This is a genomic window from Algoriphagus iocasae (assembly GCF_014206875.1).
GTDB lineage: Bacteria > Bacteroidota > Bacteroidia > Cytophagales > Cyclobacteriaceae > Algoriphagus > Algoriphagus iocasae.
Genome location: NZ_JACIJO010000002.1, coordinates 816,184 through 842,349 on the forward strand (window position 1 = coordinate 816,184; position 26,166 = coordinate 842,349).

General features: G+C 39.0%; 19 protein-coding genes. 5 read left to right on the forward strand and 14 right to left on the reverse strand.

Features of this window, described 5'->3' with window-relative positions:
* Window positions 1–15: 15 nt before the first annotated feature.
* Window positions 16–723, reverse strand: a complete 708-nt coding sequence (locus FHS59_RS11010; RefSeq protein ID WP_184495194.1) for a YebC/PmpR family DNA-binding transcriptional regulator — start codon at window positions 721–723, stop codon at window positions 16–18.
* Window positions 724–868: 145 nt separating this feature from the next.
* Between FHS59_RS11010 and FHS59_RS11015 the strand changes: the two genes are divergently transcribed.
* Both FHS59_RS11015 and FHS59_RS11020 read left to right on the forward strand, forming a co-directional pair.
* The gene (locus FHS59_RS11015) at window positions 869–2,200 is read left to right on the forward strand and encodes an NAD(P)/FAD-dependent oxidoreductase (RefSeq protein ID WP_184495195.1); all 1,332 of its coding nucleotides are present in this window, start codon (window positions 869–871) and stop codon (window positions 2,198–2,200) included.
* A gap of 89 nt (window positions 2,201–2,289) precedes the next feature.
* Window positions 2,290–2,721, forward strand: coding sequence for a DUF4890 domain-containing protein (locus FHS59_RS11020; protein ID WP_184495196.1), 432 nt, complete (start codon window positions 2,290–2,292; stop codon window positions 2,719–2,721).
* Window positions 2,722–2,814: 93 nt separating this feature from the next.
* On the opposite strand, the gene FHS59_RS11025 is transcribed toward FHS59_RS11020, so the two are convergent.
* The 5 genes from FHS59_RS11025 to mutY all read right to left on the reverse strand — a co-directional run bounded on the left by FHS59_RS11025 (window position 2,815) and on the right by mutY (window position 12,167).
* Entirely contained in the window at window positions 2,815–4,293 is a 1,479-nt protein-coding gene (locus tag FHS59_RS11025) for a glutamate synthase subunit beta (RefSeq protein WP_184495197.1), read from the reverse strand.
* Window position 4,294: 1 nt separating this feature from the next.
* Window positions 4,295–8,785 (reverse strand): glutamate synthase large subunit, encoded by a 4,491-nt coding sequence (gene gltB / locus FHS59_RS11030; protein ID WP_184495198.1) that lies wholly within the window; start codon window positions 8,783–8,785, stop codon window positions 4,295–4,297.
* 393 nt (window positions 8,786–9,178) lie between these two features.
* A complete protein-coding gene (gldE, locus tag FHS59_RS11035; protein ID WP_184495199.1) occupies window positions 9,179–10,528 on the reverse strand; it encodes a gliding motility-associated protein GldE in 1,350 nt (449 codons plus the stop codon).
* 69 nt (window positions 10,529–10,597) lie between these two features.
* The gene (locus FHS59_RS11040) at window positions 10,598–11,053 is read right to left on the reverse strand and encodes a single-stranded DNA-binding protein (RefSeq protein ID WP_184495200.1); all 456 of its coding nucleotides are present in this window, start codon (window positions 11,051–11,053) and stop codon (window positions 10,598–10,600) included.
* A 46-nt stretch (window positions 11,054–11,099) separates the two neighbouring features.
* Window positions 11,100–12,167 carry an A/G-specific adenine glycosylase gene (gene mutY / locus FHS59_RS11045; protein WP_184495201.1) on the reverse strand — a complete coding sequence of 356 codons (1,068 nt, stop codon included), beginning with the start codon at window positions 12,165–12,167 and terminating at the stop codon, window positions 11,100–11,102.
* 145 nt (window positions 12,168–12,312) lie between these two features.
* Here mutY and FHS59_RS11050 point away from each other — a divergent pair, with 145 nt between their 5' ends.
* The 3 genes from FHS59_RS11050 to FHS59_RS11060 all read left to right on the forward strand — a co-directional run bounded on the left by FHS59_RS11050 (window position 12,313) and on the right by FHS59_RS11060 (window position 15,209).
* On the forward strand, window positions 12,313–12,621 hold the full coding sequence (locus FHS59_RS11050; RefSeq protein ID WP_074225800.1) for an HU family DNA-binding protein: 309 nt from the start codon (window positions 12,313–12,315) through the stop codon (window positions 12,619–12,621).
* A 19-nt stretch (window positions 12,622–12,640) separates the two neighbouring features.
* Complete coding sequence (locus tag FHS59_RS11055; protein WP_184495202.1) at window positions 12,641–13,456, forward strand: tetratricopeptide repeat protein; 816 nt, start codon at window positions 12,641–12,643, stop codon at window positions 13,454–13,456.
* Window positions 13,457–13,637: 181 nt separating this feature from the next.
* A complete protein-coding gene (locus FHS59_RS11060) occupies window positions 13,638–15,209 on the forward strand; it encodes an Rne/Rng family ribonuclease (RefSeq protein WP_184495203.1) in 1,572 nt (523 codons plus the stop codon).
* Between the two features lie 102 nt (window positions 15,210–15,311).
* Here the strand turns inward: FHS59_RS11060 and FHS59_RS11065 are convergent, their stop codons facing one another.
* The 8 genes from FHS59_RS11065 to FHS59_RS11100 form a co-directional block, all read right to left on the reverse strand.
* On the reverse strand, window positions 15,312–16,418 hold the full coding sequence (locus tag FHS59_RS11065; RefSeq protein ID WP_184495204.1) for a DUF4221 family protein: 1,107 nt from the start codon (window positions 16,416–16,418) through the stop codon (window positions 15,312–15,314).
* Between the two features lie 47 nt (window positions 16,419–16,465).
* The gene (locus FHS59_RS11070) at window positions 16,466–17,683 is read right to left on the reverse strand and encodes a hypothetical protein (RefSeq protein ID WP_184495205.1); all 1,218 of its coding nucleotides are present in this window, start codon (window positions 17,681–17,683) and stop codon (window positions 16,466–16,468) included.
* 11 nt (window positions 17,684–17,694) lie between these two features.
* Window positions 17,695–18,447 carry a LytR/AlgR family response regulator transcription factor gene (locus FHS59_RS11075; RefSeq protein ID WP_184495206.1) on the reverse strand — a complete coding sequence of 251 codons (753 nt, stop codon included), beginning with the start codon at window positions 18,445–18,447 and terminating at the stop codon, window positions 17,695–17,697.
* On the reverse strand, window positions 18,444–19,517 hold the full coding sequence (locus FHS59_RS11080; RefSeq protein ID WP_184495207.1) for a sensor histidine kinase: 1,074 nt from the start codon (window positions 19,515–19,517) through the stop codon (window positions 18,444–18,446). The genes FHS59_RS11075 and FHS59_RS11080 overlap by 4 nt, the downstream gene beginning before the upstream one ends.
* A gap of 78 nt (window positions 19,518–19,595) precedes the next feature.
* A complete protein-coding gene (locus FHS59_RS11085) occupies window positions 19,596–20,240 on the reverse strand; it encodes a tetratricopeptide repeat protein (protein ID WP_184495208.1) in 645 nt (214 codons plus the stop codon).
* Between the two features lie 11 nt (window positions 20,241–20,251).
* On the reverse strand, window positions 20,252–22,411 hold the full coding sequence (locus FHS59_RS11090; protein ID WP_184495209.1) for a TonB-dependent receptor: 2,160 nt from the start codon (window positions 22,409–22,411) through the stop codon (window positions 20,252–20,254).
* A 172-nt stretch (window positions 22,412–22,583) separates the two neighbouring features.
* Window positions 22,584–24,245: a DUF748 domain-containing protein gene (locus tag FHS59_RS11095; protein WP_184495210.1), complete on the reverse strand. Its 1,662-nt coding sequence runs from the start codon at window positions 24,243–24,245 to the stop codon at window positions 22,584–22,586.
* An 83-nt stretch (window positions 24,246–24,328) separates the two neighbouring features.
* On the reverse strand, window positions 24,329–26,128 hold the full coding sequence (locus FHS59_RS11100; protein WP_184495211.1) for a M14 family metallopeptidase: 1,800 nt from the start codon (window positions 26,126–26,128) through the stop codon (window positions 24,329–24,331).
* Between the last annotated feature and the right edge of the window lie 38 nt (window positions 26,129–26,166).

Below are 26,166 nucleotides of genomic sequence, written 5' to 3' on the forward strand. Positions count from 1 at the left end.
AACCTAGGCAAATGCCTAGGCCATATTTGTAAAAACTTGATTGACATCATCATCCTCTTCCATCTTCTCAATCATTTTATTGATGACTTCTTCTTGTTCTTCATTAAGTTCAGTCAAAGTGGTTGGGAAACGTTGGAAATCGGCGCTGATTACTTCTATTCCTTTTTCTTCCAGGGCTTTTTGCATGGTCCCAAAGTCTGAAAACTCTGTATAAACAAATAGTTCTCCTTCGTTTTCATCAATTTCTGAAAGACCAAAATCGATCAGTTCCAATTCCAGCTCTTCCATATCCCAATCGCCCTGAGCAAATCTAAATACGGCTTTGTGGTCAAACATGAAACTTACAGAACCAGAAGTACCTAATGATCCGCCTGCTTTTGTAAAATAGGATCTTACATTGGCAACAGTTCTGTTGATATTATCAGTGGAAGTTTCGACGATCACAGCTATTCCAAAAGGACCGTAACCTTCGTATACTACTTCTTCGTAATCTTTTTCATCCTTGTTAGAAGCTCTTTTGATAGCCGCTTCTATTCTGTCTTTAGGCATTTGAGCGCCCTTCGCATTTTGGATGATTGTTCTAAGTCTTGGGTTGGATGCTGGGTCAGGACCGCCGGCTTTTACCGCCATTACTATTTCTTTTCCCAGACGCGTAAAGACTTTGGACATTTTGTCCCAACGCTTGAATTTTCTTTCTTTTCTGAATTCAAATGCTCTTCCCATGGATATACTTTATTTGGGTGGTAAAAATAACAAATCTTTTGATGATAGGGCTAATCAAAAGAAAGGCAAATAAGATATTGCAAAAACAACCTCAATTTTTGTCCTCCAAAAGTTCAAATTCGTTAGGGAAGGAAAACCCTTACACATGTTACTTCCAGCACAAAAACCTATTCCAAATATTCCTCAATCCAATCTTCCAAAGGTCGTTATTGTAGGCGCCGGTTTTGGTGGATTAAAGCTTGCCCGCAAGTTGATCAAAGGTCCTTACCAAGTGATAGTTCTTGATAAAAATAATTACCACCAATTTCAGCCTTTGTTTTACCAGGTGGCCACAGCAGGATTAGAGCCAAGCGCAATTTCATTTCCACTTCGAAAGGTATTTCACAATACTCCGAATACAATTTTTAGGATGGCGGAAGTTCATTCTTTTGATACCAAGATGAAAAGGCTGTACACCGATATTGGCTTTTTGGATTATGATCATTTGGTGCTGGCCATGGGAGCTGACACCAATTATTTCGGGAATAAATCCATCGAATACAATGCTATTCCGATGAAAACTGTTTCTGAGGCTCTCTATATCAGGAACAAAATCATCTCCAATTACGAGAGAGCCATCAATATCGAAAAACAAGAGGATAGAAAATCTCTGATGAATGTGGTCATTGTAGGTGGAGGACCAACAGGAGTGGAACTTGCAGGTGCGATGGCAGAGCTTCGGAATAATGTTTTTCCAAAAGATTATCCGGAGTTGAATTTCAGTAATATGAAAGTTGTCCTGATAGAGGCTGGTCCCAAATTACTCGGAGCAATGTCTGAGGAATCTCAGAAACATTCACTCAAATACCTTCAAGATTTGGGAGTAGATGTGATGCTGGATACCAAAGTCCATGATTATAATGGCGAAGAAGTGAAATTGGAAGGAAAAGCGCCGATTAGCACTCATACACTTCTTTGGGCAGCAGGTATTAAACCAAATTTTGTCGATGGTTTAGGAAAAGAACATTTCGCTCCAAATGGAAGAATTTATGTTGATGAATATAATCGCGTCATCGGGGAAGATGGTATTTATGTGTTGGGAGATGTTGCTTTGCAAAGAGAGGAAAACTACCCAAAAGGTCATCCTCAAGTAGCACAAGTGGCATTGCAGCAAGCTGATAATTTAGGAAAGAACCTAATCGGTTTAGCTGGTGGTAAACAGATGAAACAATTCCATTACAAAGACCTTGGTTCTATGGCAACTGTGGGCCGAAAACTGGCTGTGGTAGATTTGCCTTTTATCAAGTTCCAGGGATTAATGGCTTGGTTGACATGGTTATTTGTACACTTAATGGCTATTCTGGGAGTAAAAAATAAGATGTTCATTTTTATGGACTGGGCATGGAATTACTTAAGCTTTGATCCGAGTTTAAGATTGCTGATCAAACCAAAATATGTCAGAGCAAGTGAGCGAAAAGAGTTAATTGAAGAAAAGTAGCTTTTAAGGTTTGTTAACATGGAAAAGAGAAATATCGATTAAACTTCTTCCTTTTGCCTGAGTCTAAAAGACAAACAAACCATAAAAAGATGAAAAATTTAACATTCGCAATGCTTTTGGTTTTGATGACCGGAATCACAGCTTTTGCTCAGGACATGAGAACAAAAGAAAGGCCTTCTCCGGAGGAAAGAGCTCAAAAGCAAACTGAAATGATGGCTAAACAGCTTGAGTTATCAGAAGATCAGAAAGCAAAGATTTTAGCGATAAATCTAGAAGGCGCTAAAAAGAGAGAAGCGGAAATGGCAGCTAAAAAAGCTGAAATGGATGCCAGAAGAGAAGAGATGAAGGCTATGAGAGAAGAAATGAAATCTCAGGATGAAGCAATCAAAGAAGTTTTAACAGAAGAGCAGAGAGCTAAATGGGAGGAGTTAAAACAAAGCCAAAGAGATAGACGAGGTAGAAGACCAGGAGGTCAAGTGGGTGAGCGGGGTGATATCCCAAGAAAAAGAGGAGGAAACTAAAATAGGAAAGCCATCTGCCGAAGCGGATGGCTTTCTGTTTCGCAGGGTTGTCAACTAAACAGGGATTCTATTGGAAAATATGAGCTTTTTGGCTCAATCAATACCTGCGATTTCTTCCTCCACTTGAAAGAATGATTCATCTTTCTGTGGCAGAGATGAGCTTCCCATTAGGTATTCGTCCACTTTGACAGCAGCTTCTCTACCTTCTGAAATTGCCCAAACTACAAGTGATTGACCTCTTCGCATATCTCCGGCAAGGAAAACCTTGGAATTTGTACTCTGGTAATTTTTTGATTTTGGAAGTGTATTTTCCATGGTGTCTACACCAAAGGCTTTCAATAAGCCATCTTGTGCAGGACCACTAAATCCAATGGCTATAAATGCTCGATCACATGGTTCGACCCTTTCGGTTCCTTCCACTTCTTCAAAAGTCATTCTTCCGCCATTTTCCTTCCACTCTATATCGACTAATTTTAATCCTGTTACTTCACCATTTTCATTTCCTACAAACTCCTTTGTAAGAATAGAGAATCTTCTTTCAGATCCTTCCTCATGAGAACTTGACGTTCTCAAGGTCATTGGCCATTCTGGCCAAGGATTTAAGATAGTTCTTTGTTTTGGTGGCTTTGGCAACAATTCTAATTGGGTAATCGATGCAGCACCGTGACGATTTGAAGTGCCAATACAGTCACTTCCGGTATCTCCACCGCCGATTACAAACACATGTTTATCTTTGGCAGAAATTGGATTCTCTTCCAGCTCACCATTGATCACTTTGTTCTGGTTTCCAAGAAATTCCATTGCAAAATGAACGCCTTTTAGCTTGTCGCCATTGATTCTCAACTCTCTAGGCTGACCTGCTCCAGTACAGATTACCACTGCATCGAAGTTTCTAAGGATATTTTCAGCTTTGATATTAAAGCCTACTTCTGTTCCACAGGTGAAAATCACCCCTTCTTCTTTCATCAGGTCAATTCTTCTGTCGATAACCCATTTTTCCAATTTGAAATCTGGAATACCATAGCGAAGCAATCCACCAGGTTTATTATCCTTTTCAAAGACAGTTACCTCATGACCAGCTTGGTTCAATTGATCTGCAGCTGCCAATCCAGCAGGACCAGAACCGATTACAGCGACCTGCTTTCCAGTTCTTTTCTCAGGTGGATTTGCTTTGATCAAGCCTAGTTCATAGGCTTTTTCAGCAATGCTCTTTTCGATCAATTCGATTGCAACTGGATCCTTATTGATTCCCAATACACAGCTTGCTTCACAAGGAGCAGGACAAATTCTTCCTGTAAATTCAGGGAAATTGTTTGTGCTCTTCAGGATGTTAATGGCCTGACCCCATTCCTCACTATAAACAGCATCGTTAAAATCAGGAATCACATTGCCTAATGGACATCCATTATGGCAAAATGGAATTCCACAGTCCATGCATCTTGCAGCCTGATGATTTAATTGCTCGCCAGAAAATGGCTGATATATTTCTTTATAATCGCCAACCCTATCTTTAGGGTCTCTTGATGATGGCGTTTCTCTCTTGAATTGTAAAAAACCTTCTTTCGCTCCCATCTTACACCAATGATTTAGATTGTTCTGAAGCTCTTTTTTGCAAAACAGCTTTGTAATCTCTAGGGATTACTTTAATAAATTTCTCTTTTGAATTTTCCCAGTCCTCTAGGAATTTCGTAGCCAGCTCACTTTCGGTCAGCTTGACATGTCGCTTCAAGAATGATTTAATTGTAGCAAAATCTTCCTCCTCCACGATATCGATATCCACTAGCTCAGGGTTGATTTCCGTGATATACTCTTTCAGGATATAGGCGATTCCTCCACTCATACCTGCGGCAAAGTTTCTTCCGATCTCTCCTAAGTTGATCACTAATCCTCCGGTCATATATTCACAGCCATGGTCTCCGATACCTTCCACCACAGTTTTTACTCCTGAGTTTCTAACACAGAATCGCTCTCCACCTTTTCCATTGATATAGGCCTCTCCAGATGTAGCACCATAGAAGGCAACATTGCCAATGATGATGTTTTCTTCAGGAGCATATCTTGCATTTCTGCTTGGATAAATGATCAATTTCCCGCCGGAAAGTCCTTTTCCAAAATAGTCATTGGCTTCACCTTCTAGTTCGAAGTTCACTCCCTTTGTCAGGAATGCTCCAAATGTCTGACCAGCTGAACCTGTAAACTTAAACTGAATGGTATCTTCCGGAAGACCTACGCTGCCGAAGATTTTTGAAATCTCATTAGAAAGCATCGCACCGACTGATCGGTCTGTATTCTTGATCTGGAAGTTGCCAGTAGAAGAAACTGCTTGCTCCAAGGATGGATGTGCTGCTTTGATCAACTGTCTGTCAAGAACTCTTTTCAGTTCAAAGTCCTGATCGATTTGCTTATGAATACCCACATGATCTGGCACTTCCACTCTGTGGAAAATTGGAGTTAAGTCCACTTTATCCCACTTCCAGTGATTCAAATGACCTGTTGACTGAAGGATATGGCTTTGTCCTACCATCTCATCGATAGTTCTGAAACCTAGAGAAGCCATGATTTCACGTAGATCCTGTACCAAGAAGTTGAAGTAATTAACCACGTGATCTGGATCTCCAGTAAATAGCTTTCTCAATTCTTCATTTTGGGTAGCAATACCTACAGGGCAAGTATTCAAATGACACTTACGCATCATAATACAACCTTCTACAACTAGGGCAGCTGTGGAAATTCCCCACTCTTCAGCACCTAGTAAAGTGGCAATGGCCAAATCTCTACCGGTTCTTAACTGACCGTCAGTTTGAAGCGTAACTCTACTTCTCAGGTTATTTTTCACCAAAGTCTGGTGGGCTTCAGAAAGTCCTAGCTCCCAAGGTAAACCTGCATGCCTGATAGAGGAAAGTGGTGATGCACCCGTTCCACCATCAGCACCGGAAATCAAAATAACATCGGCCATCGCTTTTGCAACACCTGCTGCAACCGTACCGACACCAGCTTGAGAAACCAGTTTTACGTTGATTCTAGCTTTTCTATTCGCATTTTTTAGATCATAGATCAATTGAGCTAGATCTTCAATAGAATAAATATCGTGGTGTGGTGGAGGCGAAATCAAACCTACTCCAGGAGTAGAATGTCTCACACGACCGATCCAATCATCCACTTTATGTCCTGGCAACTGTCCACCTTCACCTGGTTTTGCACCTTGAGCCATTTTGATCTGAAGCTCAGCGGCATTGGTGAGGTAGTTACTGGTTACACCAAATCTACCAGAGGCAACTTGCTTGATAGCTGATCTTTCCCAATCACCATTTTCTTTTTTCTCAAAACGAACTTCATCTTCTCCTCCCTCACCAGAGTTACTTTTTCCACCGATTCTGTTCATGGCGATAGCCAAAGTAGAATGGGCTTCATGAGAAATGGATCCAAAGGACATAGCACCAGTCGCAAAGCGTCTCATGATGCTAGAAGCTGGTTCTACCTCATCAATTGGAACAGTAATTCTTTTCTTAAACTCGAATAAGCCTCGAAGTGTCAATGCGTCTTTTGACTGCTCATTGATTTTGTTTGCAAACTTTTTATAAAGTGCAAAGTCATTTAGGCGAGTAGATTTCTGAAGTAAATGGATGGTTTCAGGATTAAACAAATGTTTTTCTCCTCTTCTTTTCCACTGATAAACCCCGCCAGTTTCCAAAACAGGGCTCTTAGTACCGTAAGCAGCTCTGTGTCTGATCAATACTTCTTCAGCTAATTCATCAAATGAAATACCTGAAATTCTTGAGATTGTTCCTTTGAAGCATCTGTCGATTACTTCAGGGCCTAAACCAAGTGCCTCAAAGATCTGGGCGCTCTGATAAGATTGAAGAGTAGAAATACCCATTTTGGAAAGCACTTTTAACAAGCCTTTTCCAATGGCATCCTGATAATTTGAGAATAATTTTTTACGATCTTTTACTTTCGTCAGCTGGCCTTTTTCAAACATCTCCAAAAGAGATTCAAGTGCCATATATGGGTTGATTGCCGAAGCACCATAACCGATTGCTGTCGCAAAATGGTGGGTTTCACGGATATCACCTGATTCTAAAACCAAACCAGCTTTAGTTCTGATATTATTTTTCACCAAGTGATGGTGAACAGCACCAATTGCCAATAAAGATGGTATTGGAGCCCAATCTTCAGAGCTGTTTCTATCCGAAATAATCAGGATATTTTTGCTGTCTTTGATTGCTTTTTCAGCTTCAAGACAAAGACGATCCAAAGCCTCAAGCATTCTACCTGGCTGATGATCTGTCTTAAAGTGAGCATAGATTTTCTGACTTCTATAGCCCAAATGCTCCATATTCTGGATTTTATCTAAATCTTCATTTAGTAAAACAGGTTGTGAAATATGGATCTGACGCGTATGTCTAGGACTTTCTTCCAATATATTATGCCCCTCACCTAATCTGGTAAATAGAGACATGACCAATCTCTCACGGATTGGGTCAATTGGTGGATTACTTACCTGAGCAAATAGCTGTTTGAAATAATTCGAAATGTGCTGACTTTGCTTAGAAAGTACTGCCAAAGGCGTATCCGCACCCATTGAGCCGATTGCCTCATAGGCAGTGTCTCCCATTGGGGCAAGTACCACTTTGAGTTCCTCGGAAGTGTAACCAAATACGGTTTGGCACTTTTTAAGATCTTCAAAATTATATGGATGAGAAAGTACCTCAGGGTCTGGCATCAAACGAAGCTTGATTCGCTGGTCTGCTACCCACTCCTCATAAGGCTGCTTGGTACAGATTTCTCCTTTTACTTCTTCGTCAAATAAAACTCGCTGCTTTTCCAAATCTGCCCAAAGCATTCTTCCTGGGCTGATTCTTCCTTTTTCCTCGATAGTTGCCTCTCTTATTGGTAATGCACCAGCTTCAGAAGAAAGAATAAGTCGCTTGTCTTTGGTGATGAAATAACGAAGTGGTCTCAGACCATTTCTATCCAAAGTTGCACCAACAGATTTTCCATCAGTAAATAAAAGCGCTGCTGGACCATCCCATGGCTCAACTAGAGAAGCATGGAATTTATAGAAAGCTTTTCTATCTCTATCCATCACCTCATTATCCTGCCAAGCTTCCGGAACAAGCATCATCATGGCATGTGGCAATGATCTACCAGTTAACGTAAGTAATTCCACCATGGCATCAAGGTTCGCCGAGTCAGAATTCAGGTTATTGGTGATTGGAAGTAATTTCTTCAGTTCCTCATCCGAATAGTATTTGGTTTTCATCAAAGATTCCTTTGACTTCATTTTGGTGAGGTTGCCTCGAATCGTATTGATTTCTCCATTATGAGAAAGGAATCTAAACGGCTGGGCAAGTCTCCAATTCGGGAAGGTATTGGTGGAGAATCTGGAGTGCACGATGGCAAATGCAGATTCAATTTTGCTGTTCTGAAGGTCCTTATAAAAGGCCAAAACCTGATCGGTTCTAAGCTGTCCTTTATATATAAGTGTATTGCTACTTAAACTCGCGAAATAAAAGGAATTATTAACTCCAGGAATTTTAGAGTTAATCTCAGACGTAGCATAGTTTCTTAGTAAGTAGAGCTTTCTCTCTAGATCAATTCCGGTCAGTCCTTTTTTATGCTTTACAAATAGCTGCTCTATATTAGGCATCACTTCCAAAGCACCAGAACCTGGTACCGTTTCATCCACCGGAACTTGTCTGTATCCGATCAACTCAAAATCCAGCTCTTCAATTATTTGGTTAAGCAGCTCCTTAGATTTTTGGAACAACTGTTTATTCTTAGGGAAGAATGTCATTCCCACCCCATAATATCCAGCCTCTGGCAAATTAATTTCTGATCTTGCTGTGATGTCTTTTAGGAATTGATGTGGGACTTGAATTAATACCCCAGCTCCATCACCAGTTTTTGGATCAGACCCTCTTCCTCCACGATGCTCCATGTTACTAAGCATGTATAAGGCATCGCTAATTGTCTCATGGGAAGGAACTCCCGTCAGATCGACAACCGCACCAATACCGCAGGAGTCATGCTCAAACTCCGATCGATATAACCCTTTTTGCATTTTTTCTAAATTTAATAGGTTCAAAATTTCCAAAAAATACAGAAAAAATTTCTTTCATTAAAATTAAGGCAATAAACAGCCCTTCTCAATGCCTTATTTTTTATGAAAATAGAGATTATTGATTTTTTCGTAAAAAAGTTAAGGGTTAATTAAACCCATCATCTATTAAAAAATGATGTGCTTTTTGAAGTTGTAGGGTGAAAAATGGCAAGTTTATAGCCAAAAAAATGTAAAAAATTCAAAAACTGGTTTAATGAATAAAATTTTAAAATTTTTTAAATTTTTTTTTCGGTAAAATATCACTTCACCTCCTCCTAAAGAATTACTTCCTTAAAAATGCAGAATATTATTCTGAGCTTGAGAACAATTTAAAAATCAGGTGATTAGGGGTTGTCAATCGGTATAAAGGATAGAACTGCCCTTTTTATCCCCTGTCATATGAACTTTTACCTTTTTGATCTTTCTGGCATCCACCGCTAATATCGTGAATTCAAAATCCTCAAAATTTATTTTGGTTCCGTTCTTTGGAAGCTTGGAATTAAGCTCCAGAAGCAAGCCGCCTAGGGACTCATTTTCTCCTTTGACTTCATCAAAGATTTGGGAGTCAAGCTCTAACTTTTTGCAGAAATCATTGAGGGAAACTTTCCCTTCAAAAATGAATGTGTTAGGATCTAATTCCTGGAAAAAGATATCATCCGTATCATCGAACTCATCATTGATTTCTCCGATGATCTCTTCAATAAGATCTTCGAGAGTTACCAAACCTGAAGTCCCACCGTATTCATCCACGACTATTGCCATATGGACTCTCTTTAATTGGAAGTCCTTTAATAAGGTGTCGACTTTTTTGTTTTCAGGGACGAAAAAGCTTTTTCTGATAAGATCTTTCCATGCAAAAGTTTCATCCTGTTCGATGAATGGAAGTAGATCTTTGATATAAAGTATCCCGGAAATATTATCGATGGTTTCCTGATAAACAGGGATTCTAGAATAACCACTCTTATTGATTTTATCCATCAACTCATGGAAATCCATCTCCTCATCGATAGCTGTAATTTCCATTCGGCTTCTCATTACCTGTTTTACTGTCAATGTGCCGAAGTTGACAATGCCTTTTAAAATGTCTCTTTCTTCTTCTGGAGTATCTTCCGTAGTCATTTCAAGTGCTTGATTCAGCTCATTAACAGAAAGTGAATACCCTCTTTTTTGAATATTCTTCTCGATGACATTGCTCATGGCCATCAGGAAAATTGAAATCGGCTTCAGTATCGTGCTGAAAAAACTGATGCTCGGGGCCATTGTCAAACTGAAGGACATGCTTGCTTTGGCAGCATAAACTTTAGGAACGATTTCACCGAAGAAAACAATCGCAAAAGTGACACCGATAGTTTGGACCAAAATGACTAGAATCCCGGTAGCATTCATTCCAAAAATGGACCATGAAACAAATGTCGTCAAAGTAACGATTCCGATATTGATAAGATTATTTAGGATCAAGATGGTGCTCAAGAGATTTTTAGGATTCTCGACCAGTTTGATCACTTTTTTAGAATTTCCAGATGTGTCTAATTGAAGGTTATCAAGGTCATCGTTGGAAAGTGAAAAAAATGCAACTTCAGAACCAGAAACCAAGGCAGAGCCAAGTAATAACAAGACAAAAAGTAAACTGTTAAAAATCAGGTAACTTAAGCTAAGCTCACTGATCTGTGCGAGTAGTTGGTAACTCGGATAGGGGTCGTCCATGGATAATCCAGAATGTTTGATACAAAAGTAAAAAAAAATCCTCCGAAAATTACTTTCAGAGGATTTGAATTAAAATGGAAGATCGTCGTCAGCATCATCCATGACCATTTTATCTGATCCTGAAGGTGCTGCCGCTGTAGCCGGTTTCGATTGTGGGCTACTGTTTTGTGGACTGGAAGGTCCCATTCCTTCTGGTTTTCCTCCTAGCATAGTGAAACTCAATACTCTGATTCGGACTTTTTTACGATTTTGACCTTGCTCATCAGTCCATTTATCAGATTTGATTTTCCCTTCCACATAAATCTGAGACCCTTTTTTTAAATATTGCTCAGCAATCTTTGCCTGTTGGCCCCAAAGTTCAAGATCATGCCACTCGGTTTGTTCCACTCTGTTTCCACTACGGTCTTTGTAAGCCTCTGTAGTTGCTAAACTTAAGTTGGCAACGACATTGTCTCCTTCCAGATATTTCACTTCCGGATCAGCTCCCAAATTTCCTACTAAGATTACTTTATTTACTCCTGCCATAATTTTTGATGATTAATTAACTGAAAAAATGAAAGAATGAAGTTACTCAAATACCTTGGTCATTCAAAAAATTGACAATCAATTTGGGCTTTGCCAAATAGTCAATTTTTTCTTCGTTGACCAGGATAAAACCGCGCTCTTCGCACCAATCAGCCAGTTTTTGATAGTTTTTAGATGGGATTTCCACTTTGGAAAAAGTGGCATTTAACTTCTGATGTGACAAAATATGTCGGTATTTTTTGTCGATTTGCTCAAACTCCTTCCCGTCCAAAGGCTCAAATTGCAAAGAGTCGTTCGGTTTTTCTTTTTCTAATACTGGGAAATCAAATAAACCTTCCCAGATATCTCCGGAACCTCTTTTTTTCCAAACCCAATCTTCTCCACATTTGATGATATAATAATGGAGGTGCCGTTCTTTGATTTTTAGCTTTTTAATTTTGACCGGAAGGTCTTTGACTAGGTTTTGTGTGTAAGCAAAGCATGATTGTTTGAGGGGGCAAATGCCACAGTCCGGATTTGTAGGTGTGCATTGCCTGGATCCAAAATCCATGATTGCCTGATTGTATTCTCCCGGCTGATCTTTTGGAATTAGTTGGTCAGCTAGAGCCTCAAATTCTTTTTTTCCTCTGGAGCTGGCAATGTCAGTTTCTATTCCGAAATAACGGGCAAGTACACGGAAGACATTACCATCGACGACAGCTTTGGCTTCGCCAAATGCAAAACTTGAAATAGCGGAAGCAGTGTAGCTCCCTACACCTTTTAATTTTAATAGCTCAGCGTAAGTTTCCGGAAATTTTCCTCCCAGTTCAAAGTGAATATACTTGGCACAGGTATGTAGATTTCTTGCCCTACTATAATAACCCAAACCCTGCCATAATCTTAGGACATCTTCCTCGGGAGCGAGAGCGAGGTCCTCGACTGTAGGATAATTCTTAACGAATTTATAATAATAAGGCATTCCTTGAGCAACACGGGTTTGCTGAAGGATGATCTCAGACAACCAGATTTTGTATGGATTTTTGGTTCCTCGCCAAGGTAATTCTCTTGGATTTAAACTGTACCAAAGAAGTATTTGATGCGAAAATGCCTGAAAATCAGTATCTTTATGGTTCATTAAGGATAAAATTCTATTCTACAAATCAAGCTAAATTTTACCAATTTGTTTTTTAATTGCGTTGGTTCTCGTACATTTGCAGTCCCAAAAACACTTGGTTAATAGGTTGTTAAGCTTATTTCATAATTTCTAAATTTAAATTACTGTGACAAAAGCAGAAGTAATCACTAAGATTTCAGACAAAACAGGAATCCAGAAGGATGATGTTACACAGGCTGTTGAGGCCTTCTTTAAGGTAGTAAAAGATTCTATGTCTGAGGGAGAAAACATTTACGTAAGAGGATTTGGTAGCTTTATCAATAAGAAGAGAGCTAAGAAAATTGCCCGTAATATCTCTAAGAATACAGCTATCGTTATTGATGAGCACTACATTCCGGCTTTCAAGCCTTCTAAAGTGTTTGTAGAGAAGATCAAGAACAGTAAGAAAATTAAAGAATTGGCTCCTCAGGATTAATCTGAGAAGATCATTTAAAATGAAAAAAACGCAACTCATTCTCATTGTAGTGGGAATCATCGCAGTAGTAGGCTTATATGCTCTGCCTAGTGTGGTGGTCGATAATGAAGGCGAAGTCAACGCAATTACTGAAGATAATGCAGGGGCATCCACTTCTGAGTCTAATCCCGTTGCAATGCATGAGGCGGAGTTTTCTCCTGATCAGCAGGCTACAGTAGCTTCATTAAGAAGCAAATTGAGTGAAGGGTCTTCCCATGAGGCTCTTGATTCACTGGGGTCGATTTATCAGGAACTGGGAAAATATGACAGTGCAGGGTACTATTTTGCATTGGCAGCAGACGAAAGCAATGATTTAGCACTTGCCGAAAAGGCCGGTGAATCTTATTATGAAGCTTTTACGTTTGCGCTGGATGCGGATAAAGTAGCTTATACTGCCGAACAGACCCAGAAGTATTTTAATCAGGTGCTGGAAAAAGATCCCACCAGATTGGATTTGAAAACCAAAGTCGCGATGACTTATGTTTCCTCATCAAACCCAATGCAAGGCATTACCATGCTTCGGGAAATTCTCGAGCAAGACCCTCAAAATGAGGATGCTTTGTTTAATATGGGTATCTTGGCGATTCAATCAGGTCAATACAAGCGAGCGGCGGAGCGATTTGAGGAGTTGATCCAGTATCATCCTCAGAATCTTCAGGGTCAGTTTTACCTTGGGGTGAGCTATTTTGAAGCCAATCAAAAGAATAAAGCAAAAGCCCAGTTTGAGGCAGTTAAGGAAATGACTGAGGATGAAATGATCCTTAGTAGCATCCAAGGCTACCTTGACAGGCTGTAAATTATTATATCACTTAAATTCTAAAGACTATGCCTTGCGGTAAGAAAAGAAAAAGACATAAGATCGCTACGCACAAGCGTAAGAAGAGACTTAGAAAAAACAGACATAAGAAGAAGTAATCACTTCTTCTTATGCCCGTTTTAATTAAACACGTTCATTTACATTATTATTAGACGCGATTTTGAGTACGGAATTATTAATTGATTCTGCTCAAAGTGGTAGTCGCATTGCACTCCTTCAAGATAAAAGCTTGGTTGAATTGCATTCCGAAGGAATGGATAATCAATTCAAGGTTGGGGATATATATTTGGGGACGGTCCGCAAAATCGTCAATGGGCTCAACGCAGCTTTCATTGACGTAGGTTATGAGAAAGACGCCTTTCTTCATTACCAGGACCTAGGCCCGAATTTCAACAGCCTGATGAAGTTTACCAAACTGGTACGCAACAACAACTATAGCAATTACATGTTGAAGGGTTTCGAAAACGACCCTGAAATAGACAAGATTGGGAAAATTTCCAACATCCTGTCAAAAAATAATCAAGTGTTGGTTCAGGTCGTCAAAGAACCCATCTCCACAAAAGGACCCCGACTATCCTGCGAGCTCTCTCTACCAGGTCGCTACCTCGTTTTGGTTCCCTTCTCGGATTCAGTGAATGTTTCCAAGAAAATCAGAAGCAACGACGAGCGTAAACGTCTTTTGAGACTTATCAACTCAATCAAACCTGCCAATTTTGGTGTGATTATACGCACTGTGGCCGAAGGTCAGTCTGTTACAGAACTAGACAAAGATCTTCGAAATCTTCTCACAAACTGGGAAGAAGGAATGAGAAAGTTGCTGAAAGCCAAAAGCCGTGACAAGGTAATAGGAGAGATGAGTATGGCTTCCTCACTTGTGAGAGACCTCCTCAATGAATCCTTCGATGCAATCACCGTAGAAGAAGAATCCACTTACGATCAGATCAGATCCTACATCAGGTCCATAGCGCCTGAGAAAGAAAAAATTGTCAAGCTTTACAATGGTAAAGCGAAGCTATTTGAAAATTTTGGAATAGAGAAACAGATCAAAAGCCTGTTTGGACAGACGGTAAGCCTTCCTCAGGGAGGTTATGTCATTATTGAACATACCGAAGCCCTTCATGTCATTGACGTGAACAGTGGCAATAAATCCAATCAGGAAAGTGACCAGGAATCAACAGCATTAAAAACCAATCTGGTCGCTGCTAAAGAAATTGCCAGACAGCTGCGCCTCCGAGATATGGGAGGTATCATCGTAGTTGACTTTATAGACATGAGAAAGGCCGAAAATAAAAAGGTCATCTATGAAGCAATGAAAGATGAGCTGAAACTCGACAGGTCTAAACATACTGTTTTGCCGCTGAGCAAATTTGGGCTCATGCAAATCACCCGGCAAAGAGTAAGGCCGGAAGTTAATATTGTCACCAAAGAAACCTGTCCCGCTTGTAATGGAACCGGCAAAATCCAAGCCTCGATCTTGGTAGCCGACAAGTTGGAAAAAGATCTGGAGCATATTGCAACTATCCAAAATGTGGCTAACATCCACATCGGGCTGCATCCCTACCTGCACGCATACTTTACTACCGGTATTATCAGCCGCAGAGTAAAGTGGTTTTTCAAGTATTACAAATGGATTAAACTGATCAAAGATTCTTCCCTACCAGTGACGGAATACAGATTCCAAGATGAATCTGGAGAGGAAATAGAACTTCAAGTAAAAAGCGAGACTGAATAGTCTCGCTTTTTTTTTGCTTTTATAACCGCAAAGTTCACAAAGTTTTCGCTGAGAATGCCTATATCAAATTGGCGCTTATTTTCTGTTTGCTTGACGCTTTTATTAGTCCGAAGCGTTGGTCTTTGAGAAATCCAATCTGACAAAAGCAACTCTATCCTCTGAATTTGGATATCCAATATTGAGGTAGTATCCTTTTGGTGTAGAGAAGCCCTTGGTGGGAAAAGGGAGTAATATCTCCATTGCCTTATTAAAGGCACTATCTAAGATTATTAATTTTGTCAATGGTTTTTTTCCTTGACTTCTGTTTTCTTCAGTATCGGTAGTGACTATTGCTTGTCTTATATATACTTGTGCTAAAGGATCATAATCTACCCAGTTATATTTACTTGAATTGTAATTGGGATGATAAGCTATCCATTCCCCGCTGGGTGTCGTAGTGCCAGGAAGAAAGATCATTTTTTCTTGTAATCCTGCGTATACCTTTTTACTTCCTTTGTTAGATAATACAATCAATGAATCACTTGTGGGGAGAGAGATTATTTCGAATCCTTCTGAAGTATAGGTGCTTAAATAGGGGCCTAGGTTCGGGTCATCTAGAAACTCTTTATAATACCCTGGATATTTAAATTTGAAATGATCAACTTTTGAATTTTCAGGATCAAATTTTAAAATCCAGTTTTCATATTCTAGGTTTGGTTCTTTAAGAACATAGGGAACATCAGCAATAATCAAATTATCACCGGATTTAAACATCCTGTTTCCCATCATTGTGCTATAATTAGCCGCCAATCTCTTTTCAGAAACTTCTGGTAAATCAATTCGATTTTCAACCTTTCCGAATAGATCAGCTTCAATTAACTTATTGTTTGAAAGAAACCAAACTGTTGAGTCGTCAACAAAACTACCTGAAATAAAACTGCCAATTCCATCTGGACCTTCTTCATCGTAAAATTGGTCTCGGATTAGTTTTCCTTCAGGATAGCTATATTCCATCAGTCTATGATTTATGGAAGTGACCAAAAATTCATCGGCACCTTTCTTTACATATTTGAAATTAGATCCAATATCTTTTGTCAGCGTATCTTTTTCTAAATAAAGGGTATCTACGATCAATTCCTTCAGATCCAAAATCTGGATTTGTTTTTCAGTTTTTGGAGAGCAGGCTGAAAAAAACGAAATGGTAAAAAGTGTGAATAATAAATTTCTCATTCCTTATCATTAAATATTTTTAAAACAAAAAAATATCCTTACCTAATCTACTTCTTGATAAAGCTGAATTTTGACCAATTCTCCCTATACCTTAATTCAGGTTCATTATCAGTAAATCCATAGATCAAAAGTATTTTTTCTACTCTGACCTGATGCACTCCATCCTTAAATGATGAAATGTCTACTATTCCCTGATAAATTCTTTGGTCAGTTTCAGGCATCCTGAATTTTTTCCAATTTTTTACAGCCACCAACGAATCATCAATATAAATACGATGTAAGTCAGCAGTTTCTTTCAATTGATGCCAGTTTAAAGTATCGATTGAAGTTTGATACTTGCTGTTCATATCCTCTAAAATTTTTCTGTCTCCTTCAAACCTCGCTATTCCAATTTTCAAAAAATCTTCGTCGATCTCTTCAGATGGAATAAATACTCTTGAGAATCGTTTACTCGGATCATGTTGATCCTGAAAGATTTGATTTTTAGAGGGCCATTCTAACTCGAACTCATTTAGATTCCTTTCATTGGCAAATAAAGAGAAGTCTTTTACATCAGATGAAATGATAGGAAAAGCCAAAATAAAAATGAAGAAGCTATAAAAAACCGCAAACCATTTTCCCAGATTGCTTTGATAGATCGCTCCGATAGAACTGATAATTGTCTGTGAATACCAGGTTTTTAACTTCGATCTTTTTTTACTCAGCTGCCCTAAAGACAGGATAAGAATTGAAGTCATAAAAATCAGATAGACCGTAAGATAAGTCAAATCAAACCATACATAAAGACTAACTAAAAGGCCTAAATAAAGCGTAACAACTAAGACGGTTATCACCAAAGAAAGAGGGAATGCAAAAGTCATACTGCATATCTTTTCCATTCTTAAAACCATTTTTTCAGGCTTTTGGTAATTATAATTTTGTGCCATCTTAAATAACTTCTCGTTAATAACACCTTCTGGAAATGCATAGCTTAAACCCAAAAGTCCGGTCCAAAAAAATCTTAAGCATAAGTGAACCACGAAAAATATTTTGAAAACAGAGATGATTGCTGTTAGATAAAATACAAGTAACAAGCTAAATAAATATCCTACTCCGATTTCCTGATTGATATAGGCACAGAACTCGTAGATTTTGGCTGGGAAAACAAATAAAAATGCGAGCGTAATACCCGAAATAATGACTTCAGGTTCCCAGCTGTTGCGTTGGAGATTTTCCAGCCAAGTCAGCTCTTCTTGTTTTCGTTCAGTGTCTGGTCCGTTTTCCATTTTTTAAAAAATTATCCATCAAGCCAATTCTTGAAATCTGTTACTTTTTCCCTACTGATTAGTATATCGGTATCTCCACAATTGTGGAGTTTTATTTTCAATCGACTGTTGGAGTAAGTAAAAATATCAGAAATCGAAGAATAAGAACAAAGGTATTTTCTGTTAATCCTGAAAAATAACGCAGGGTCGATTTGCGATTCCACCTGCTCTAGCGTCGAGTCGAGCACATACTTTTTACCCTCCTTGGTTTGGATAAAAGTCACGCGCTCTTCACTGAAAAAGAATGCGATTTCATCCACCAAAATGCTTTGGATTTTTTCTCCATACTTCACCAGAAATCTGGTTTTAAAGGAGGTCGTTTTAGGTTCGAGCAAATTTTTGATCAGTTCTAAATCTATACTCGATTTGAGTTGGTTGGATTTGAATTTTTCGACAGCTCTCGATAAATCCTCTGGATCAATCGGCTTCAAAAGATAGTCTACCGCATTGACCTGAAATGCCTGGATCGCGTATTGGTCGAAGGCCGTAGTGAAAATAATCGGCGTGGATAACCTGACTTTTTTAAAGATTTCAAAGCTGATTCCATCTGCCAATTGGATGTCACAAAAAATCAAATCTGGTGAAGGAAATTTTTGAAACCATTCTATTGCAGCCTTGATGCTGTCTAGGTTTCCAAAAATCTCGGCATCTGGAAAATGTTCCTTAATTTTCTTTAGAAGGAGGTTAAAGGCTGGTTTCTCATCTTCTATGATTAAAATTCTCATTTGGAAAACTCTAAAATTGGAAGTTTGACAAGGAATTCATCTTCGGTTTGGATGACTTCCATTTCTTTTGATGAAATCAGTTGATATCGCATTTTAATGTTTTGTAAGCCAATACCTGTGGAAGATTCTGGTTGACTGGATTTTGGTTGAAAAGTATTGCTGATCCAAAGCTCATTTTGTTTTCTAAAAATGTGGATAAACAATGGGAGTTCTGCGCTGATGATATTGTGCTTGATGGCATTTTCGAGAAGAAGCTGAAGTGAAAGAGGTGGTATCAGTCCATTTTGATCTTCTATTTCAATCGAAAACTGTAAGCTTTCTTCAAATCTGATCTTCTGGAGTTCCAAGTAGTTTTTGGCAAAATTAATTTCCTTTTCAAGCTCCATTAATTCTTCTTTCTGAGCTTCCAAAACGTATCGATAAATCTTGGATAACTTCTGAATGAAAGCCGCTGATTTGTCTGCACTTTCATAGACGAGATTCGAAAGGACATTAAGGGAATTAAAAAGAAAGTGTGGATTGAGTTGATCTTTCAGCGATTGATATTGACTGGATAATTTTTCATTTCGAAGAATTTCTGCCTCCAGTGCTGACTTTCTCCATTCTAATAACCAAGAACGTGTAGTGAATAATGCCATAAAACCTAAAGCAATTCCCATTGGCACCAAAGAGTACTCAAATAGAGTTCTCCATGGCAAATTGTCTAAAGATACATCCCCTAAAAGCCAACCATAAAGGGTAACTAGAATAAATGAGACAATAAATGCATAGGTCAAATAGGTAACACTCGTCAAAAGCAATCGCTTTACAGGATGGTGAATCCAGGAAATCCTACTGTCGAAATAAGTTTCAACTTTGTTTCCTCCATAACTCATCGCCACTGTGATGGCTAAAGAGAAGAAAAAATCAGGAAACAATGCTTTTATTCCACTCCAAGATAAAAAGCATCTTGGGCAGAATGAGACCATCAAAACCATTACTATTCCCAAATTGATCAGCAAAAAACTTGAGGTTTTATTCCAGATTCCTCTATCAGGTTGGGGAGTGTTGTTCTCAGATTTTACTGTCATGTTGGGAATTTAATTAAAAACAAAGAAATCCTTCCTCTCAAAAAAGTGCAGAAAGGATTTCTTTATCAATTTTTCGGATTAATTACATTTTGAAGCAACTTCATTTGCCTGTGACTTACCCCAGGTAGGGAGAATATAATCTTCTGAGATTTTAGCTTCTTCCTTTTTATAAAGATCCAATGCCATTCTGCCCATTCCACAAGCTTTTTCAGGTCCGGATCCAAAAAATTGCGCCATCCCTAATTCCATTTGGGCCATCATGGTGACCGCTCTTGGATTCGCCCGGTCTAGATTAATCGCTTTTCCAAATAACTGCATGGCTTGAGGACTCATTTCCTGCCCACGGGATGCCGGATCAATACTCAATTTTCCCATAATGGCATATCCATGAAGCGTTGTGATTTCGGAATTGTCTGGAGCGATTTCCTCCGCTTTTTTCACTAATTCCAATGCCTGATCAAAATATTGGTCCTTATTCACATCAAATCGAAATGCAGCTATAATTTGGTTATATGCAGCGTAATATAAAGGCAGCCATTCTTCTTTTTTAGCTTCCGAAATTCTCATAAAACCATTGGTGACTTGCTGGGAAGTTTCCAAATCCGGGATGGAATTCATGGCAGTAATTTGCTTTTTCATAGCGGCTTCGTAAGCAGGATCCGCTGCGGTAGCAAAAGTTATCCACATAAATAAAGCGGCGATAGTTAAGATTGATTTTTTCATGATTTTAGTTTTTAAAGGTTGTTTAGATTATTAGCTGTTTTATCTTTTGAAAGTGTTAGGAAAACTCCTAAAAAGAGGAATCTAGGCGCTAGCTGTCCCTGAGGGATAGATTCAAAGACTCCTGTTTCATTTGGTGTTTGACTATAAGTATATCCGAAAACATTGTCCCGACCCAGTACATTGGTACATGCCAAGTGAATGATCAAGTTCGGTTTAGGGAGATAACTCCAGGATAAACTCAGGTTTTGGAAACTCTTGGTTTTAGCATTCATGGCAGAGTTATCCACATTTGGATCAGAGTAGGTATAGCCATCATTGTAAGAGAATGACATTCCTAGCTGGGATTTCAAATTGACGAAGAAATGTTTTACTACGACTGAGAGATTGTGTTTTGGAGCAAAGCTAGGCTGAACCCGCGTTTGAAATTGGTTAAAACTTCTTTTGCTATCCACAAAGCTGTAAGTGATCCAATAGTCCGTTTCCTTAAAGGTTTTTCTGTCGCGGAAAAAGAAGTCAACTCCCTTGGCATAGCCTGAAGCACCATTTTCAAGATTAATAGGGGCTGTTTCAGACCCTTCAAATGTGACCAATCCATCATAGCTTTTGTAGAAAGTCTCTGCCCGAAATGTGAATCCTTCTTTGGAAAAGAGATAATTCAAGATCAGGTGATCGGATTCAGAGTTTTGAAGGTTGGTGTTAACAACTCGATAGTTTTCCAAAGGCAATTGATGAAACTTGCCAGCAGCAAAAGAAAGTTGACCTTTATCGCCTAGTTGATAAGCAAGTGAAGCTCTTGGGTCCAGCCATTTTTGATCCGACACAGTGCTGATTCCTGCACGAAGTCCTGATCGTAGCACCAAGCTTTTATTGAAGTAATAATCCCACTCGGTGAATGCATAGGTTTCCTGATCCTTGTAATTCCGAACTTGGTTTTCTTCCACTAATTTTTCAGAAAATGGATGGATAAAATGCTCCAGGCCAAACTTAGCCGAAAGACGATCAGAAAAGTCTTTGGTAGCAGTGGCTTTCATGTGGATAAGCTGATTTGATCGCTCCACCTTTAAGCTGTCATAAGCGATATTGTCAAGGTTTTTGGAATAGGAGATCCCTGTGAAAATCATCCAGTCTTTCTTTAAAATTGTTCTCCAGTTTGCTTGTGCATAACTGTAATCATTTCTCAAGTCAACCAGGATTCTTTTGTCTGTTCCAGGAAGCGGTTGCCATAATTTCATTCCTCCAGATTCTGTTCTCGCCATTACTTTGAGCAGACCGTTTTTCCCTGTTTTCTTTTGCGCAGCAACTTCCAAGTCCCATGATCTTGGTGCCTGCTCAAAATCAACTTTTTGTTTGATGAGTTGCTGGTAAGGGCCCAAGTTGAAATAATTGGCACTTGCGGTAATACTTTGCTTTTCGTTTGCCAGAGTATGTGAATATCCACCCCCAACAGTCATCAAACTTAGATCGCCTTGACTTCTTATTGACAGGTCTTTTGTATTCAGTGCCAAAGCAGAGGAAAGTGCTTGGCCATATTCTGCAGAATAGCCTCCGGTGCTGAAAAAGGTTCCTTTGAATAAGTTCGGATTGAATCGGGTACGGGTTGGGACATTACCGGTCGTTGTCCCGTAGGCATTTCCCACACGCATTCCGTCAATATAGATTCCCACTTCGCTGGCATCGCCTCCTCTTACAAACAATCGCCCGTCATTTCCAACCGTGCTGGTTCCTGGAAGAGTCTGAAATGCGCCCATGATATCTCCCATAGCACTTGGGGTGGTAACGATATCGAGAGGTTTTAGAATTACGGATTTACTTTGGTCAGATGCCTGCATGGCTCCTGCTGAAATAGTCACCGCATTCATTTCAGTGATCATTTCGATCAATCTGATTTCAGGAATTTTTACCGTTTCCTGATCACAATTGATTTCAATCTCTTTGCTTTTAAACCCAAGAAACTGGAAGATGAGAATTTGATTACCTTTTAATTCTGTAGGGAACTCAAAACTTCCATCCAGCTTGCTGCTGGTTCCATCAAAGGAATCTTTTATAAAAATGTTGACACCTGGCAGGGCAACACCTTTTTCATCGTTGATTTGACCAGAAATAATTGACTGCCCAAAAGCGATACTTACTTGAAGGAAAAGAAGTGTCAGAAATAAAAATGTGGCTTTCATATCGGTTTAGATTTACCCAAATATGAAGCGTGACATCAGGTTGAAAAATTGAAAGCGACTGAAGTGTCATGATCTGAAACTGAAATGTATCAATGACAGACTGAATTTATTTTAAAAAGTTGGGATTGTTGAAAATTATCTCTTAAAACTGACCTAAGAACCCGGCCCTAACTCATGATTTGGCTTTTTTTTCACTCTTTTTTTTCTCCCTTTCAGTTTTCTTATGGTTTTTTTCTTGGTTCGAATGAGGCATTAGCTTTTGTGCCATTTTGCTGGGGATGGTAGCCAAGAGGCCATCTTTCGCACTGAGCCAGATTAAATTGATAGGGCCTTTGTATTGGTCTCTTTTGGTGGAATAAGACAATTCATGGTATTGTTTATCTCCTGGCAAATTTTGCTTGTGCACTGCCAGATTAGCCAAACTGCTTAAGAATCCTTTTTTGTGATTTTCCGAATTTTGTAATTCTATTTTAAAATCCTCGTATTCCATTAAAAAATGATTGTCTGAGAAGTTGGGATTTGCCTCCATAAGAAGTTGAAGCTTGTGTAACTTGCCCGAAGCTATGTTAATACCTGCAAGGTTATTGACCGTTTGGTTTAGTTTAGTCATTTCCATGTCTTCCAAAGAAATTTCCGCCTCCCACTTTCGCTCAAAGTAGTTTTCGTTAACTTCCATGGTCAACTTCCCTGATCCGCCAAAAATGGCATTGATAGAAACATAAAGACTTTTTTCTCTTTCTACTTCCTCAATAGTCGAAACATTCAATATCAGTCCATTGACTTCGGATAAAGTAATGGTACCAGGCAAGGTCTGGCCGTTTCCAATTTCAGAATAGGTGATGTTTGAATTTGTGATCTGGAGAGAATCGATTTCCATCGGAAAAGTCAATGCCTCCAATAAATAGGAGAAGTCTTTTTTTAATTCTTTTGGTGGGAAAGGCCTGTTTTTATCTTTTCCAATTTTGAAATCCAGGCTATCCAGGCTTACTGATTCTGCAATAATCATTAAAGAATCCCCAAATTGGCTGGCCTCACTCAAGCCTTTGACAGCAATTCTACCAATCTCAAATTCCATGATTTCTTTTTGAGTAGGTTGGCTTTTTGCATGTTCATACCAATCCAAATCCAGTTTCAAACTGAGATCTTTAAGATCCATTTGACCTGCCGAAAAATCAAAATCATAAGATCCGAAGCCGAAGGTTTCATGCTCTGAAAGCTTATAGATCAGGTTTTTAAGTCCGATTTTCAGCTCTTCTAATTTAAATGGAATTGCTTTATCAAGTTGAATGGAATCTGTTTCTATACCTTTGGCAATAATTTCAAGATTATCAAGAGAGCCGATTTTTTGAAGACTGTCCATCTGATGGAATAGAGTTGCTTTTCCTCCAGTTAAAGAGAAATTCTTTATTTCCCCTCTAGAAATGATATCTCCAAATAGCGACTGGAAAGGTCTGGCAGATTCTACGTGAGTCTTCTGAAATTCTGTGTGAGTTAGCGTGAATTCGGGATTTACGAAACTCAAATTTTGAATGGAAATCTCTTTCGATCTCAAAAAGTCAATAAATCCGATCCCTTCTAGATCTGCCCGTTCTACTGAGCCCTCTATAATTGTGGGAATGCTGTCAACAGTCAGAGGTGTAATCTTTACTTTATTCAATTCAATTTTTCCCAGGAGAATGCTGATGTCCAGGTTTTCATAAACCAAATCATATTTCCTGTTAGGATTTGTATTAAGGGTTCCCTCAAACTTCTTTTCAACCCAATTTTCTAAAAAAAATATTCCTACAACAATAAGGAGCAATAGGGATCCAAAAGTTATAGCTAGTTTTTTCATTCAAAATGGGATAAAGAGCCTGGATTCAATTTAATGAAAAACTGACCTTTTATCCATCTTGAGACTTTTATTCCTAAAATAATTTACCACTCTCTTCCGACTGGAATAACTTTCCAATTTTGATCTAAATAAGGAGTTTGTTCATAAAACCAACGATAGATTCTTCGTGGTGATTTGGCAAATGCTTCATCTTTGGCCAACTCTTCCTCAAATCTCGTTTTTAGCGCCGGATCCTTATCAAGCATGCTTTGAATCATTGGCTCCATTACATAGGTTTCCATGTATTCCGTTTGGGACAAAATCGTATTGAAATATCCCCATTGGAAGAAACTATCCACAGATTCTGGTTCCATTAAGATCACTGCTAATTCTCCAAGAGCCTGATCTGTTTTGACTCTGACAGAACCTGGCTGTAACGTAACTTTTCTATAATTTTTGTCCAGATCAAAAGATTGGAAGCGCATCAAACCTTCATAAGGTTGACTGACCATTTTAAATTCATTTACTGTGGAAAACTCCAGATTCAATTCTTTTGGCTCGGTCAAAACTTCCATCTCGATTCCATGCTCCTTCATTTTTTGGATGACAGCATTCCATTCTACAGGAACCCAGTAGGCTTTTGGCACGGGGACAGAAGAAACAGGTTTGTCCATCAGAATACTTGGAACCAATTGTGTGTCAGGTTCACCCAACCAAGCCACATATTCATTTCCTGTCAGCTCGGAGGTTACCTTTTCAGATTTGACTGCTAAAAATTCCACAGAATCAGCTGGAGTATCCCGGAATCCAAATTTTACCACAATCGATTCTTTAGGCTGATCCTGATCGGATGAAATGGCCGCCTGTAATTCCTCAAAATGATTTCCAACAGATTTAATGGCTTGTTCCAAGAATACATAGGTCCCCAAAACCCGCTGCTCAAATGGTTTTAAGGAATGGTTTTCAATCAGAATAGAAGGAAGGTGTCTGATATCTCCGTAGGTATGGGAAAATCTCGGGCTGAAGGAAAAGGCAATGTTACCTTCTGTAAAGTCCTCACCATTTGCTGCGAAAAGCAAAGGACCTGGAATATGTCCCTGATCTTTCAAAGCCTGATCCACTTCTGGTTTGAAATTAGTAGCAAGCCAAGAAGAAATCTCGGGAGAATAGCCGCCTGTTTCCACAAAACCATACGTCACATCATATTGATAATCGGCTCCATCAGTCACGTGAATATCGATGTATAAATCCGGATCATAATCCTTAATCACTTTGGCAATGGCTTGAATCCCCGCAGTCTCCAACTTGGTGTAATCGCGATTTAAATTCAGATTTACTGCATTGCTTCTCCAGCCCATGATTTTTGGGCCTCGTTGATTGACTCTGCCATAAGCACTTTTTCGTTCATGTCCATCCACATTCAAAATTGGAATAAAAAGCAAGTTTGCATAATCCAAAAGCTCCAGTTTTTCTCCCACATTGATATCTCTCAGAAGCATCATTCCCGCGTCTTTTCCATCGATTTCTCCAGCATGAATTCCTGCTTGGAATAGAATCAAGGGCTTTTTAGATGTGGATAACTCCTCTGCAGTGAAGTCCTGATCCTTTGAAACCATCACCATTTGGATAGTTCTTCCTTGTTCACTTGTACCAATGGAATTAATCGAGATATAAGGGGAGCTCTCGTTTAATTTTTCCAGCCAAGCCATGGTTTCTTCGTAACTCGGTGATTCTGTCAAACCTGATTTTTCGCCAGGTGTGATCCATGGATCTGTAGGCTCTGCTATCAAACTCTTGCTTTTACCTGACCAAGGAATTAGAGGCGGAAGAAAATCCTGTGCTGCTACTTGAAGTGAAAAAAGGCAGATGGAAAAGAGTAAAAGGGATTGTTTGTAACTTTTCATAAATGGTATTTAAGCTATAAATATCGTCAGGATAATTT